Annotated in this window: 14 protein-coding genes; 7 read left to right on the top strand and 7 right to left on the bottom strand. The window is 61.9% G+C overall.

Annotated features, from left to right (window positions below):
- Positions 1-40 precede the first annotated feature (40 nt).
- Together L8K08_RS12740 and metE are read left to right on the top strand one after the other, a co-directional pair.
- Positions 41-646: a LysE family translocator gene (locus L8K08_RS12740; protein WP_242197372.1), complete on the top strand. Its 606-nt coding sequence runs from the start codon at positions 41-43 to the stop codon at positions 644-646.
- A gap of 98 nt (positions 647-744) precedes the next feature.
- On the top strand, positions 745-3033 hold the full coding sequence (metE, locus tag L8K08_RS12735) for a 5-methyltetrahydropteroyltriglutamate--homocysteine S-methyltransferase (RefSeq protein ID WP_242197369.1): 2289 nt from the start codon (positions 745-747) through the stop codon (positions 3031-3033).
- A 79-nt stretch (positions 3034-3112) separates the two neighbouring features.
- Here metE and L8K08_RS12730 read toward each other — a convergent pair whose 3' ends face one another.
- Positions 3113-4147, bottom strand: a complete 1035-nt coding sequence (locus tag L8K08_RS12730; protein WP_242197366.1) for a HoxN/HupN/NixA family nickel/cobalt transporter — start codon at positions 4145-4147, stop codon at positions 3113-3115.
- A gap of 118 nt (positions 4148-4265) precedes the next feature.
- Here L8K08_RS12730 and L8K08_RS12725 point away from each other — a divergent pair, with 118 nt between their 5' ends.
- The gene (locus L8K08_RS12725) at positions 4266-4817 is read left to right on the top strand and encodes a DUF924 family protein (protein WP_145164495.1); all 552 of its coding nucleotides are present in this window, start codon (positions 4266-4268) and stop codon (positions 4815-4817) included.
- Here L8K08_RS12725 and L8K08_RS12720 read toward each other — a convergent pair.
- Entirely contained in the window at positions 4814-6247 is a 1434-nt protein-coding gene (locus tag L8K08_RS12720) for a lipase family protein (protein WP_242197363.1), read from the bottom strand. The two genes, L8K08_RS12725 and L8K08_RS12720, sit on opposite strands and share 4 nt — an antisense overlap.
- A 174-nt stretch (positions 6248-6421) precedes the next feature.
- Here L8K08_RS12720 and yfcF point away from each other — a divergent pair, with 174 nt between their 5' ends.
- Positions 6422-7054 carry a glutathione transferase gene (yfcF, locus tag L8K08_RS12715; protein ID WP_242197360.1) on the top strand — a complete coding sequence of 211 codons (633 nt, stop codon included), beginning with the start codon at positions 6422-6424 and terminating at the stop codon, positions 7052-7054.
- A 4-nt stretch (positions 7055-7058) separates the two neighbouring features.
- Here the strand turns inward: yfcF and L8K08_RS12710 are convergent, their stop codons facing one another.
- Positions 7059-7304 carry a hypothetical protein gene (locus tag L8K08_RS12710; protein ID WP_242197357.1) on the bottom strand — a complete coding sequence of 82 codons (246 nt, stop codon included), beginning with the start codon at positions 7302-7304 and terminating at the stop codon, positions 7059-7061.
- A 143-nt stretch (positions 7305-7447) separates the two neighbouring features.
- Here L8K08_RS12710 and L8K08_RS12705 point away from each other — a divergent pair, with 143 nt between their 5' ends.
- Both L8K08_RS12705 and L8K08_RS12700 read left to right on the top strand, forming a co-directional pair.
- Complete coding sequence (locus tag L8K08_RS12705; protein ID WP_242197354.1) at positions 7448-8092, top strand: ATPase; 645 nt, start codon at positions 7448-7450, stop codon at positions 8090-8092.
- A 46-nt stretch (positions 8093-8138) separates the two neighbouring features.
- Entirely contained in the window at positions 8139-8480 is a 342-nt protein-coding gene (locus tag L8K08_RS12700) for a hypothetical protein (protein WP_242197350.1), read from the top strand.
- A 132-nt stretch (positions 8481-8612) separates the two neighbouring features.
- Here the strand turns inward: L8K08_RS12700 and L8K08_RS12695 are convergent, their stop codons facing one another.
- Together L8K08_RS12695 and L8K08_RS12690 are read right to left on the bottom strand one after the other, a co-directional pair.
- Positions 8613-9359: a creatininase family protein gene (locus L8K08_RS12695; RefSeq protein WP_119741790.1), complete on the bottom strand. Its 747-nt coding sequence runs from the start codon at positions 9357-9359 to the stop codon at positions 8613-8615.
- Between the two features lie 30 nt (positions 9360-9389).
- Positions 9390-10103 (bottom strand): murein L,D-transpeptidase catalytic domain family protein, encoded by a 714-nt coding sequence (locus tag L8K08_RS12690; RefSeq protein WP_242197347.1) that lies wholly within the window; start codon positions 10101-10103, stop codon positions 9390-9392.
- A 39-nt stretch (positions 10104-10142) separates the two neighbouring features.
- On the opposite strand from L8K08_RS12690, the gene L8K08_RS12685 reads away from it, so the two are divergent.
- Positions 10143-11729: a L,D-transpeptidase family protein gene (locus tag L8K08_RS12685; RefSeq protein WP_242197344.1), complete on the top strand. Its 1587-nt coding sequence runs from the start codon at positions 10143-10145 to the stop codon at positions 11727-11729.
- A gap of 54 nt (positions 11730-11783) precedes the next feature.
- Here the strand turns inward: L8K08_RS12685 and L8K08_RS12680 are convergent, their stop codons facing one another.
- Together L8K08_RS12680 and L8K08_RS12675 are read right to left on the bottom strand one after the other, a co-directional pair.
- Positions 11784-12323: an AAA family ATPase gene (locus tag L8K08_RS12680; protein ID WP_242197341.1), complete on the bottom strand. Its 540-nt coding sequence runs from the start codon at positions 12321-12323 to the stop codon at positions 11784-11786.
- Between the two features lie 42 nt (positions 12324-12365).
- Positions 12366-13406: an alginate lyase family protein gene (locus L8K08_RS12675; RefSeq protein WP_242197338.1), complete on the bottom strand. Its 1041-nt coding sequence runs from the start codon at positions 13404-13406 to the stop codon at positions 12366-12368.
- Between the last annotated feature and the right edge of the window lie 88 nt (positions 13407-13494).

Here is a 13494-nt window from a genome sequence, read left to right as displayed (position 1 = left end):
TCAGTAGACTCGCCGGACTTCTTCTACGGCAGGTTTCTCCATGGACATTTTCCTCTACGCCTTTAGCGTCATGTACAGCCCCGGCCCTGTGAACCTGATGGGGCTGAACGCCGGGCTTACCGGCAAATTCCGTCGCTCCAGCGGGTTCTACCTCGGTGTGGGCTGCGCGATGCTGTTGATGTTCGTGCTGTTTGGCTACACCGGCGAGGCGATCATTTCCCAGGCGGCGCTGCCGTATATCTCGCTGGTCGGCGGGGTGTACACGCTGTACCTCGCCTACCAGGTGTTCACTGCCCGCACGGTGGTTGAAGAAACTTCAAGCACGCCTGGCAAGGCCCTCACGTTCTGGAATGGCCTGGTGATTCAGTTGCTTAACCCCAAGGGCATCGTGGCGGTCTTGCCGATTACCAGCGTGATGTTGCCGGCGGCGCATATTACCGGGGCGTCCATCGCCGGGGTTTCGGCTTTGCTGGGGCTGGGCGCGGTCGGCGCGCCGTGGGTGTACGCCTTGTTGGGCGCCATGTTAGGACGCAGGATCAGCGGGGCGACGACGTTCACGTGGTTCAACCGCTGCATGGGACTGGCGTTGGCGGCGTGTGCGTATTTCATGTTTCACGCGTTCTATCTCCACGTCGCTTCAACATGAACGAATCTTGTGATCATCTGGAATAGAATGAGTTTGTCTCACGATGAGTGGGTGTCGACAATGGCTGCCATCAAATATCGACATCGGAGTTGTAAGTCATGGCAGTCGCTCATTCCCTGGGATTTCCGCGCATTGGACGCGATCGTGAACTGAAAAAAGCGCAGGAAGCGTTCTGGAAGGGCGAACTCGACGAAACCGGCCTGCGCGCCGTTGGCCGTGACCTGCGCAACACTCACTGGGCGTTGCAGAAGCAGGCCGGCATCGAGCTGTTGCCGGTCGGCGATTTCGCCTGGTACGACCAGGTCCTGACTCATTCCTTGATGTTCGGCGTGATCCCTGAGCGCTTCCGCCCAGCCGACGGCCAAGCCACATTGCACACGCTGTTCGGCATGGCCCGTGGCGTCAGCGACAACTGCTGCGGCGGTGCCCACGCCCAGGAAATGACCAAGTGGTTCGATACCAACTACCACTATCTGGTGCCTGAATTCAGTGCTGACCAGCAATTCCACCTGGGTTGGGAGCAGCTGTTTGAAGAGGTCAAGGAAGCCCGTGACCTGGGCCACAACGTCAAGCCGGTCGTCATCGGCCCGCTGACCTACTTGTGGTTGGGCAAGGCCAAGGGCGGTGACTTCGACAAGCTGGACCTGCTTGACCGCCTGCTGCCGCTGTACGGCCAGATCTTTCAGCGCCTGGCTGACCTGGGCGTTGAGTGGGTGCAGATCGACGAGCCGATCCTGGTTCTGGACTTGCCGCAAGACTGGAAAAACGCTTTTGAGCGCGCCTACAACCTGATCCAGCGCGACCCGCTGAAAAAGCTCGTGGCCACCTACTTCGGTGGTCTGGAAGAAAACCTCGGCCTGGCCGCCAACCTGCCGGTCGATGGCTTGCACATCGATCTGGTGCGTGCACCGGAGCAGTACCCGACCATTCTTGATCGCCTGCCGGCTTACAAAGTGTTGTCCCTGGGCGTGGTCAATGGCCGCAACGTCTGGCGCTGCGACCTGGAAAAAGCCTTGGCGACCTTGCAGCACGCACATGAAAAGTTGGGTGATCGTTTGTGGGTGGCGCCGTCTTGCTCACTGCTGCACAGCCCGGTCGACCTGGGCCGCGAAGACACGCTGGATGCCGAGCTGAAAAGCTGGCTGGCCTTCGCCGTGCAGAAGTGCGCGGAAGTGGCGGTGCTGGCCCAGGCCGTCAACGCGCCGCAGGCGCCGAATGTACGCGCCGCGTTGGCGCAGAGCCGCGCCGTGCAAGCGGCTCGCGCGGCTTCAACGCGAATTCACAAACCTGCCGTACAAGCCCGCGTGGCGGCGATCACCGCCAAGGACAGTCAGCGCCAGTCGCGGTTTGCCCAGCGTATCGAGCAGCAACGTGCCGGCCTGAACCTGCCGCTGTTGCCGACCACCACCATCGGTTCGTTCCCGCAAACTGCCTCGATCCGCCTGGCGCGCCAGTCATACAAGGCCGGCAAGTTGAGCGAAGCCGAGTACGTCGAAGCGATGCACAGCGAGATCAAGCACGCCGTGCAAGTGCAGGAAAACCTCGGCCTGGACGTGTTGGTGCATGGAGAAGCCGAACGAAACGACATGGTCGAGTACTTCGCCGAACAACTGGACGGCTACGTGTTCACCCGCTTTGGTTGGGTGCAGAGCTACGGTTCGCGCTGCGTGAAACCGGCGGTAATCTTCGGCGACCTGAGCCGCCCCAAAGCCATGACCGTGGAGTGGATCCGCTACGCCCAAGGCCTGACCAGCAAGGTGATGAAGGGCATGCTGACCGGCCCGGTGACCATGCTGATGTGGTCGTTTGCGCGCGAAGACGTGAGCCGCGAAGTGCAGGCGCGTCAACTGGCGCTGGCGATTCGTGACGAAGTGGTTGACCTGGAGGCGGCCGGCATCAAGATCGTGCAGATCGACGAAGCGGCGTTCCGTGAAGGCTTGCCGTTGCGCCGGGCGCAGTGGCAACACTACCTGGACTGGGCCAGTGAAGCGTTCCGCCTGTGCGCCTGCGGCGTGCGTGACGAAACCCAGATCCACACGCACATGTGCTACAGCGAGTTCAACGATGTGATCGAGTCCATCGCGGCAATGGACGCCGACGTGATCACCATCGAGACGTCGCGCTCGGACATGGAGTTGCTGGACGCGTTCGAAGCGTTCGCGTACCCCAATGACATCGGCCCGGGCGTCTACGACATCCACTCGCCGCGCGTGCCGGATGCGTCGGAAATGGCCAACTTGCTGCGCAAGGCCGCCCAGCGGATTCCGGCCGAGCGCCTGTGGGTCAACCCGGATTGCGGTTTGAAAACCCGCGGCTGGCCGGAGACAGAAGCGGCGTTGGTTCATATGGTCACCGCGGCGCGTCAACTGCGCGCTGAGCTGGCGTAACGCGGTTTAAACATGTGGGAGGGGCTTGCCCGCGATTGCAGTGTGTCAGTCCCGAATGTGGCTGACCTGCTTCTCGACTTCAGGCGAGCCGGTCGAAGCCCTTCAAGCGGTACAGCAACACCGACGCCGCCCAGCTGGCGACGAAAATCCCGATGATGATGTAGCCGAGCATCCCGAAGCTGTCGTTCAGGTTGCCGATAAAGCCCCAGAAATCACCCTTGAGCTCCAACTGGTCGGCCATCAGCCCCAGCGCCTCGATGCTGCCGATGATCACCGCCACGACCACCGAGACCAAGGTAATGCTCATGTTGTAGTAGAGCTTGCGCAGCGGCTTCATGTACGCCCAGCCGTAGGCGCCGAGCATCAAGTGGCCGTCCAGCGTGTCCACCAGCGACATGCCGGCGCTGAACAGCAGCGGGAACACCATGATCGACCACGGCGATAAGCCCTGTGCCGCCTGCGTGGCGGAGATGCCCAGCAGGGCGATTTCGGTGGCGGTGTCAAACCCCAGGCCAAACAGAAAACCCAGCGGGTACAGGTGCCAACTGCGGCTGATCAGGCGAAACAGCGGGCGGAAGATTCGCGCCATGAAACCGCGGTCGGCCAGCAGCAGGTCAACATCCTCATCGACGTAAGCGCCGCCCTCGCGCACGTGGCGCCAGGCCTTGTAGATCGACCGCAGGATGACCAGGTTCATCAGCGCGATCACCAGCAAAAAGACCGCCGACACGGACGTGCCGATCACACCGCCAACCGCCTTGAACGCCTCGACATGGACGGCGGTAAGGGCCACGCCAATCGAGGCCAGCACCACCACCGACGAATGCCCCAGAGAGAAAAAGAACCCCACCGCCACCGGGCGTTTCTGCTCTTGCATCAGCTTGCGGGTGGCGTTGTCGATGGCGGCGATATGGTCGGCGTCCACCGCGTGGCGCAGGCCGAAACTGTAGGCGAGCAGGGCAGTGCCCAATAACACGGGGTGCTGATGAAACGCCACCAGCGCCCAGAGCCAGGCGCCGACGTTAATGGCGACCAAAATGCCGTAAATGCCAAACAGCTTGGTGCGCACGTGGCCATTGGAATCACTGAAAACCTGGGCAAGACGGTGAATCATCCGGTAAACCCTATGTGCGATGGCACGACCGCTGCGAAGCAGGAGCGGCTCCAGAGCGGAAACTTAATGGATTCTGCCGGCGTCAATGATGAAATCTGCAAGCCAATGGGAGGTAATGATGTCGAGCATCAACGGGCAACCGGCCGAGGCGGTGATCGAGTTCTGGAAGCAGGCAGGCCCCAAGCGCTGGTTCGCCAAGGACGACGCGTTTGACGCGGCCTTTCGCGACACCTTCCATGCCACGCATATGCAAGCGGCCCGGCGCGAACTGGAGGGCTGGCTGGATTCGGCACACGGCGCGCTGGCCTTGTTGATCCTGCTGGATCAATACCCGCGCAATGCCTTTCGTGGCACCGCGCACATGTTTGCCACCGACCCGCTGGCGCGTTTGTACGCGCGGCGGATGGTCGATGCTGGCCTGGATCAATTGATCGAGCCCGAGCTGCGGGCGTTCTGTTACTTGCCGTTCGAACATTCGGAAGACCCCGCCGATCAGCAGCGCTCGTTGGTGCTGAACCAGCAGCTGGATGCCAGCACCTACCATTGGGCCAAGGAGCATGCAGCGATCATCGAGCGGTTTGGGCGCTTTCCACACCGAAATGAAGTGTTGGCCAGGGGCACCACGGCGCAAGAGCGTGAGTTTCTCGATAAAGGCGGTTTTGCCGGCTAAGCCTGCGTCAGGCTTTCCTTGGCGCGCGCCGGGCGCAAGCGCCGCAGGCCCTTGAGGTCGACGGCCCAGCGCAACGCTTCGGTGGCTGACGGACGCGGGCCCTGGGTGATCGCGTGTTCATCCGTGGAGAGCGCACCGAGGTAACCTTGGGCGCCGCCGCGCTCGCTCCAATAGTGGGTGTGGCTGAGCCATGAGCGGGCGAGCCAGCCTTTGCGCGACCCCACGGTCACCGGCAAATCCAGCACGCCTGCGCCCATCACCGGGCTGACCGGGCCTGCGACGATGTCGCCAAACAGGCCATAGGGCGCGGGAAAATAGAGGTTGGTCCAGCGCGTCACTGCGAATGCCGCCGCGTGGTGCAAATACTGGGGCGTGAAGGGTTTCTGGCCGAGCATCACCGGATGACGGGCGTTGTAGCCGTAGCCCTTTTCGTCCTGAGTGGGCGGGCAGGCGGGGGCTTCGCGGCGCTCCATGCGTTTTTGGAAGTCACTGACGCTGCGCCCCAACAACAGGCTCGCGTGGGCCATCGGGCTGCCGACGGTTACCAGATCGGTAATGCGCCACGGGTTGCCCAGGCCGCGCTGCTCGATAAAGGCTTCGGTCTGCTGCTCGCGAAATTTCAAAATGCTGCCCAGGCTGCCGTCAAGCGCGGCGCCGGCGTTGGGCAGCGTGTCCTTGATGACCGGTTGCAGCGCTTCGTGATTGGCATAACGGCTGGCGAGTTCGCGGTTGCTGGGAATGACTTTGGTCAGCTGATCGTGATGTTCGTGCCACAGATAACCGACGATGTCGTAGGCGATCACGCTGCCCAAACTGTGGCCGACCACGATGATGCGGTCGTAATCGCCTTTGTTGTGCAGGGCCCGCAGCAACGCCACGCCGTCGGCGCGAATCTGCTCGCGCACCACCACGTTCTGCGGGTTGGGGCTCAGGTAACGGGCGGCGTCGCCCAGGTAGGACAGGGCCGAGTAACGCAGCGCCAGGCCGATAGCGCCGAGCAGCAACGGCACCAGCGCGAACGGGTTGTCGCTGTGATCGAACTGGCCCCAGGCCGTGGCGAGGGTGCCGCTGGCGATCAGCAGCAACAGCAGCATCACCGTCCAGCGCGTGGTGCGCCAGATCGGCACGATGGCGTCGGGAATATCGCGGCGTGGGCGCTTGAAGATGTCCCAGAGCCAACTGAGCAGGTGGCCGACTTTGGTGCCCTGCATCTTGTGGGCCCAGTAGTACTCGTAGAAATCCGTGCTGGTGCGGCCGGACGACTTCAAGACGCGCAGGTCGAAATTGCGAGACAGCCGATCCGGCCTGCTCCAGTAGAAGGGCGTGCCGTCGGGCGTGTCGGCGGGAATCATGGCATCCACAAAGCCATGCAGGGTGTCCATCGGGCGTTGCTCGCCGATGCCGTGTATGACGACAACTGCTTGTTTCATAAGCTGATCGTTCCTTGAAAGCTTCGAATGGCGGGGCGTTTTCGCAAACTAGCGAATCGATGTGATATTGCCACTATCGAGGCTATTCCCGCCAGGAATGCCCCCATAAAAAACCGCCATTGTCTTTATTGCCCCGTCTCTCGTAGCGTGGGTGTTCACCCAAGGAGACCTGCCATGCACCCACGCCCGTTACGCCTCTATGTGGATTCCCAGTTCACCAGCCCCTACGCGATGTCGGTGTTTGTCACCCTGCGCGAAAAAGGCCTGGCGTTCGACATGCTCCCCCTGGACCTGGACACCGCGCAAAACCAGACGGCGGACTTTACCCAACTGTCGCTGACCCAGCGTGTGCCGACGTTGGTGGAAGGCGAGTTTGCCCTGTCGGAATCTTGCGCTATCACTGAATACCTGGAACAGGTCTATCCCGAAACGCCGGTGTACCCGGCTGACCCACAGCAGCGGGCGAGGGCGCGGCAGGTTCAGGCGTGGTTGCGCAGTGATTTGCTGGCGATCCGCCAGGAGCGCTCGACGCTGGTGGTGTTTTACGGGCAGAAAATGCCGCCGTTGTCGCCCGCCGCCGAAGCGGCCGTACGCAAGTTGTTCAGTGCGACGCAGACGCTGTTGGCCGGCAACCCACCGTACCTGTTCGGCGAGTGGTCGATTGCCGACCTTGACCTGGCGGTGATGCTCAATCGCCTGATCCTCAACGGTGACAGTGTGCCCACCGAATGGGTGGACTACGCGCAGCGCCAATGGCAGCGGCCGTCAGTGCAGGCATGGGTCAACCTGCAACGCCCAGCGCTCTAAGGGTTTACATCCATTCCTGGGACACGCGCCGGTCGAGGTCTTCCCAGTCCGCCATGCCCAGCACTCGGGTGGTGTTCAAGCCCCGCAGGTAGCCGCGCAATTGCTGGGCGCTGGCGTAACGCTGGTCGGCGTTGGCGGCCTCGTCCTGCAGCACGTCTTCATAATCGACCAGGTAATCGGCGACCCGCTCGCGAAACTCCGGCAGTACGGCTTCGCGGATGCGGTCGAAGGTTTTCTGGTGGGGCTTCATGGCGTGGTCCTTATAGTTTTATAGAGGTCGGGAGACGCGACACTATCGGTTCAAATGATAGTCACCATCAAGCATCGCAAGTTCTGTTTTTATGCCAAAAGCGCAGAATCAGCGCATCGAGACGCTGATCAAGGAAATGCGCGATGAGGACGATTATCCAACTGGGTTTAATGATGCTGATGTTCGGCAGTGTGGTTCTGACCAGCCCGGCATTTGCTGATGATCTGCCTACGGGCCATTTGCTGCCACTCGTCGGTAGCGTAGACTCCCTGCAGCGCGCGCAGTCGGTGGGTGTGCTGTACAGCGAAAACACCCGCGACAACCTCAGTTACCTTGAACGCTACCACGCCATGGCCATGAACGGCGCCAAGGATGCCCTCGACGGGCGCATCCGCGAGGCGTTCGTCAACAGCTCCGACCCGGAACTGGCGATTGATTGGCTGATGAGTTCATTGCAGGGCACGTTTCGCATCGTCACGGTCTACAGCAGCCTGGATGAGCTGGTGCAGGCTCACCCGGATGTGGTGGTGATGCTCGATACCCATAACCAATTGCTGACCCAGCGTAACGATCAGGTCGAGGCGCGTTTTGTGGCGCGGTTCTATGACGCCGATCTGCAATACATTGCCAAGGCTGAAGGCTCGGTGCACAAACAGGTGCCGTCGGTATGGGTGCATGACAAGGCGACCCCGGACATTGCCGCGCAGATTGAACAACAGCGTGATGTACAGCTCGATGCCTTGAAGCAGTTTGATGCGTCGCTAAAGGCCTTGGTCCGCGCGGGATGACGCGCGGATCGTTGTGAACCCTATTTGGTTATTTTCAGGAATGTTTATGCGCTCTTTTTTCGTCCCGGCCCTGGCTTTTGCTTCGTTGTTGCTGAGCGGTTGTATCACGGCTCCCAACGCTCCAAGCTTGACCCTGCAAACCGACAAAACCCCTGAAGGCTATGTGCAGTGCGTAGTGCCCAAGCTTGAAAAACGCGGCATTACCTCGACGGTGACGCAGAACTCGCGCCACGCCAAGGTGGTGTTGACCAGCAAGATTGCTGCCGATGATGTGCTGGAGGCCTACAAGTCCCAGGACGGCACCAAGGTGTTCCTGTATGAGCGCAAGCCACTGGCCTCGGCAATCAAACCGTCGCGGCTGGAGCTGGCGGCGCAGGACTGCAAATAATCCAGGCACGCCTGAGGGTTTGAATGTGTGGGAGCGGGCTTGCTCGCGAAGGCGGCGTATCAGTCGATACATTTATTGACTGATCCACCGCTTCGCGAGTAAGCCCGCTCCCACATTTGCGATGTGCCTGGCCTAGGGTTTTGCTTCGCTGCTGAAGGTGTTCACGGTCTTGACCAACCCCTTGGCTGCCAACGCCACCAACTCACCGCCTTTTTCCACCGTCGCCAGCGCCGGGTCCGAACCCATGCGCCCGTCGGGGAAGCGTGCGCGGAAGTCCAGCGCTTCGCGGATCGGCCCGGTATTGGCGATTTGCGGAGAATACTCGGCGGACTTGATCGATTGCGGGTACGCCCACTGCGTCACCGCAATTTCTGACGGCGTGGCATGGCTGCCGTGGCCCACCGGGAATTGGCGTTGAGCCAAATCGTGCACGCCTTCCAGGTCCCACCAGTTCACCAGCTTGAGCGCGAAACCGGCGGGGCGGCGGGCAAAACTGGCTTCGGCGTACAGCTCGGAAAACGCCGCTTCAATGGTGGCGATATTGCCGCCGTGGCCATTCAGGAACAGGATCTTCTCGAAACCGTGCCCGGCCAGCGAGCGCACCCAGTCGCCAATGGCGGCGATAAAGGTGGAAGGGCGCAGCGAAATGGTGCCGGGAAAACCCAGGTGGTGCTGGGCCATGCCGATATTGAAGGTCGGGCCGATCAGGATGTCGGCGTTCTTCTGCGCCTCGTGGGCGATAATCTCCGGGCACATCCAGTCGGTGCCCAGCAGGCCGGTGGGGCCGTGTTGTTCGTTGGAACCGATGGGAATCACCACCGTGCGGCTGCGTTCCAGAAACTGCCCGATCTCGATCCAGGTGGAGGTATGTAGAAGCATGCGGCGCTCTCTTTTATCTGTGGGGACAGGCTAACCACCACGGATTGTACGACTACTCGCCACTTGTTGGGGTTTGCAGTTCAGATACGTCGATGACTTCAACCAGCGCTGGTCCGGGTACCAGGAAAACATGAACTGCCCATCCTTGAGTTTATCCACCACCTGGCGCGCCACTTGCGGGCGCACCGCCGGGCAACCCTGGCTGCGGCCGATGCGGCCTTCGCGCTTGCTCCACGCCGGGTTGACGTAGTCGGCGGCATGAATCACCAGCGAACGGTCGCGCGCCTGGTCATTGAAACCGGGCTCCAGGCCGTCCATGCGCAACGAGTAGCCGTGGGCGCCGAGGTAACTTTCCTGGGTGCGGAACAAGCCCAGGCTGGACTGATGGCTGCCTTCGAGATTGGAAAATTGCGTGGCGAAGTTTTCCCCGGACTTGGCACCGTGGGCCACCAGGTCGCGCAACACGAGGGTTTTTTTGCGCAAATCGAAAATCCATAACCGACGGGCGGTCGAGGGTTGGGAGTAGTCAATAACCGCTAGGCGCTCTGACCGTTCCTCGCCGTTATTGACCGCGCACTGCACCGCGCTCAGGGCGCTTTTCAGTACGGCGGGATTGAGTTCTGGAGCCGAGCGCGCCAGGCTGCTATACAAGTTAGGAGGATTCCCATTGGCGGCGAGCGCAAAATTGCTCAACGTTGCCAGCGTGACGGTGATCAAACCGAAGCGACACATAAAAGTCAGCATCTACAAAGCGTCCCCCGCTGTGGATTGGAGCCAAGTCAATTGTTCAAAAAACACGCATGTTACTTGAGCATTTGCCTGCTCGTTGCACCACTGGTCGCGACGGCTGATGAGCTGCCGATGGGCGCCGTGCCGGTTATTTCCGTCAGTCCGGTGCAACAGGCCCTCGCGCAGTTGCCCAGTGTGTGCCCCAGCCTCGCCCCGCAGATCGACGCCGCAGCCCTGGCGCGCCTGCAGGCGTTCTATCAGCAGCAGGGTGATGGGCCGCTGTGGCCTGGCGAAGAACGCCGCCAAGCCTTGCACACCCAGTTGCTGACGCTGGCCGACGACGGCCTGGACCCCAGCCACTATAGTCTGCCCACGGCGGATGCCACGGCCAACGTTCTGTGCAGCGACATCGACACCAGCCGCCAGTACCTGCAAGCCCTGCAGGATTTGCATTACGGGCGCCTGCAGCAATCGCGCTTCGAACCGTTGTGGCATTCCCAGCCTCCCGCCCGCGACCCGAATACCGAGGTGCTGGCCTTCGCCGCCGCCGGCCTGCAAGACATGGCGCAAGCCTTTGACCAGGCGCGGCCCAGCGCCGATCTGTACCGCAGCCTGCGCAATGCCTATGCCGCCGTGCGCCTGCAACCGTTGCCGCATTGGGACCCGGTTGCCAGCGGGCCACTCTTGCGTCCCGGCATGGAAGACCCGCGCGTGCCGGAACTGGCGCGGCGCCTGCACAGCGGTGGCTACCTGGCCAAAGTGCCCAGCGGCACTGGCAAGCAATACCGCGACGAGCTGGTCAAGGCAGTCAAGGCCTTCCAGGCCAGCCACTCGTTACAGGCCGACGGCGTGATCGGCGCCGGCACCGTGGCCGAACTCAACATCAGCCCAGCGATGCGCCGCGACCAACTGCGTATCAACCTGGAGCGCTTTCGCTGGCTCGCCCAGGACCTTGAGCCTGAAGGCGTGCTGGTCAACGTCGCCGCCGCGCAATTGAGCGTTTACCAGAGCGGCATTCCGGTGTGGCAAACCCGCCTGCAAGTCGGGCGCGCGGAGCGTCAGACGCCGCTGCTCAAGTCGCGCATCACCCGGCTGACGCTGAACCCTACCTGGACCATCCCGCCCACCATCATGCGCGAGGACAAGCTCCCGGCTATTCGTCTGAACCCCGAATACCTGCGCCAGCAAAACCTGCAAGTGCTTGACGCCCAGGGTCACCCCCTGGCGCCCGATCAAGTCGACTGGTCGCGCCCCGGCAACATTCTCCTGCGCCAGGAGGCCGGCCCGCGCAACCCATTGGGCAAGATCGTGATGCGCTTTCCTAACCCGTACTCGGTGTACCTGCACGACACACCCAGCCAACCGTTGTTCACCAAAGGCCCACGGGCGTTCAGTTCGGGGTGTGTGAGGGTGGAACAGCCGTTGTTGCTGCGTGACCTGCTGGTGAGCCCGGCCGAACGCGCTCGCACCGATGAACTGCTGGCAACCGGCGTGACCCATGAGTTCAGGCTCGCCACGCCGGTGCCGGTGTTGCTGGGGTACTGGACAGTCGAAGTCGATCGTCAGGGCGGCCTGGTCTACGCGCCGGATATTTATGGGCGCGATCCAGTGTTGATGAAGGCGATGGGAGCAGTGCTTTAAAAAATGCCACCTACGCAGGGCGAGGGCGCTTGCGCTGGTTGAACTGCGCGCCCGTCACACCTTTAGCGCTTCACCGGGCGCCAGCGCATTCGCCTCGGGTTTGAGGTGCGCCAGGATCAACGCCACCGCCTGATCTGCTGTCACATGGGCGGTATCGACCGTCAGTGGCTTTTGATCCCAGGCCTCATATTCATGCGCCGATACGGACCGCCAGTCGGGCGGAGTCAGGCCGGAAATATCCCCCGCACGCTGTTCAACACGGCGTTGATGTTCTCGCTCATCAGAGCAAATCACCTGGATATCAACCCATGCGGCGCCTGCTTGAATCGCCACCGATTTCCACGCCTCGCGGCTTTCCCTGACCGGGTTCACACCGTCTGCGACGACGGTGTGCCCCAAGCGCAAATTGCTCAACGCCAGCGCATTGGCCACGCCGTAGCCGCTGGCACCTACGCCTTGCGCTAACACGCCCGCGTCCCGAAGCGCCTGTTCGATCACATCGATGCGCAAGTAGACGGCACCGGTCTGGCGCGCCAGTTGGCTGGCAATCGTGGTCTTGCCGGTGCCGGGCAGGCCGCTGAATACAACAAGCATGGTCAATCCCTTGAAAGAGCAACCCGGCCAGTCTAGCCGCGCTTACGGCAAATAGCAGGCACTGATCCAATCGGCCGGGTGGGCGGCCAATTGCGTCGCCACAGGCAGGTAGCGCTTGTCCAGTTGCGCCGCCAGCCAGAACAGCGTGGCGCTGCTTTTGGGTTCCCAGGTGCCGCTGTAGCCGGCTTCGCCCACCCCGGCGCGGTCCTTGTCGAATTGCACGTGGGTGTGCACGAACTCCTGGTGGCTGCGCTGGCCATTGGCATAGGGCACCAGCCAATCGAGGGCGGCCGCCAGGGACGTGCCATTGGCCTTGAGGTTCAGCCAGTCGCCGCCGTAGGGCTTGGCCGCCAGGGCAGCTTGCACCAGAGGTTCAAGGTCGTAGACCACGTAGTGCAGGGCATCGCGGTCGTGAAAATCGGTGACCGAGCCATCGGGCAACACATTGTCGGCGATCTGCTGTTTGAACACCTGGTGGGCCTGCTCGAGCATCGTCCGGTCGCCCAGTGCAGCGGCGGCCACCGTGATCAACTTGACGCGATGGCTTTGCCAGTTGTTGGTTTGCGTGCCTTTGTTCTGGCCGTGGAACTGCTGGATACGCGCGAGGTAGCCGTTACCCAGATCACTGATCAAGCGGCGGCTGGCTGCGCGGGTTTCCAGGCGCAGGTTATCGGCAGTCAGCGCATAGGCATTGATCAGCTGGTCGAGGTTGGTTTCGTCAATCGGGTTGAAGTCCGGTTGATACACATCGGTCCAGGCGCCAAGGTAGTCGTCGACTTGCCTGAGGTAACGCGGGTCGCCGCTCAACCGCCACGCCAGCGCGGCCTGGCGCATCACCGGCCAGTCTTTTTCGGCGGCAATGCTTTGCTCGCGAATGCCGTGGTGGGGCAGTGTGCCTTCAGTGTGCACATGGGCCAGGGGGTTGGGACGGTCAGCCAGGTGCCGTTCTGCGGCGGCCAGCAGCGCCTTGGCCGTCGACTTCGAGGCACTCGGCTGGCACAGGCTGGGAGGCTGGGCGGCCGCCAGGGTCGGGTGGGAAAACGCGAGCAGCAGTGCGGTCAAAGCGAAGAGGTTTTTTTTCATGGCGGGCTCTGCCGGATCAAAACGCACACACGCTAACATGCGGTCGAATCGGTCTGGATGAAACTGCCGTATGCTCACCCTCCCATCG

The organism is Pseudomonas sp. TREG-RG-20F-10-E-6-01, from assembly GCF_022662455.1.
Lineage (GTDB): Bacteria > Pseudomonadota > Gammaproteobacteria > Pseudomonadales > Pseudomonadaceae > Aquipseudomonas.
This window is presented reverse-complemented; position numbering and strand designations above follow the sequence as displayed.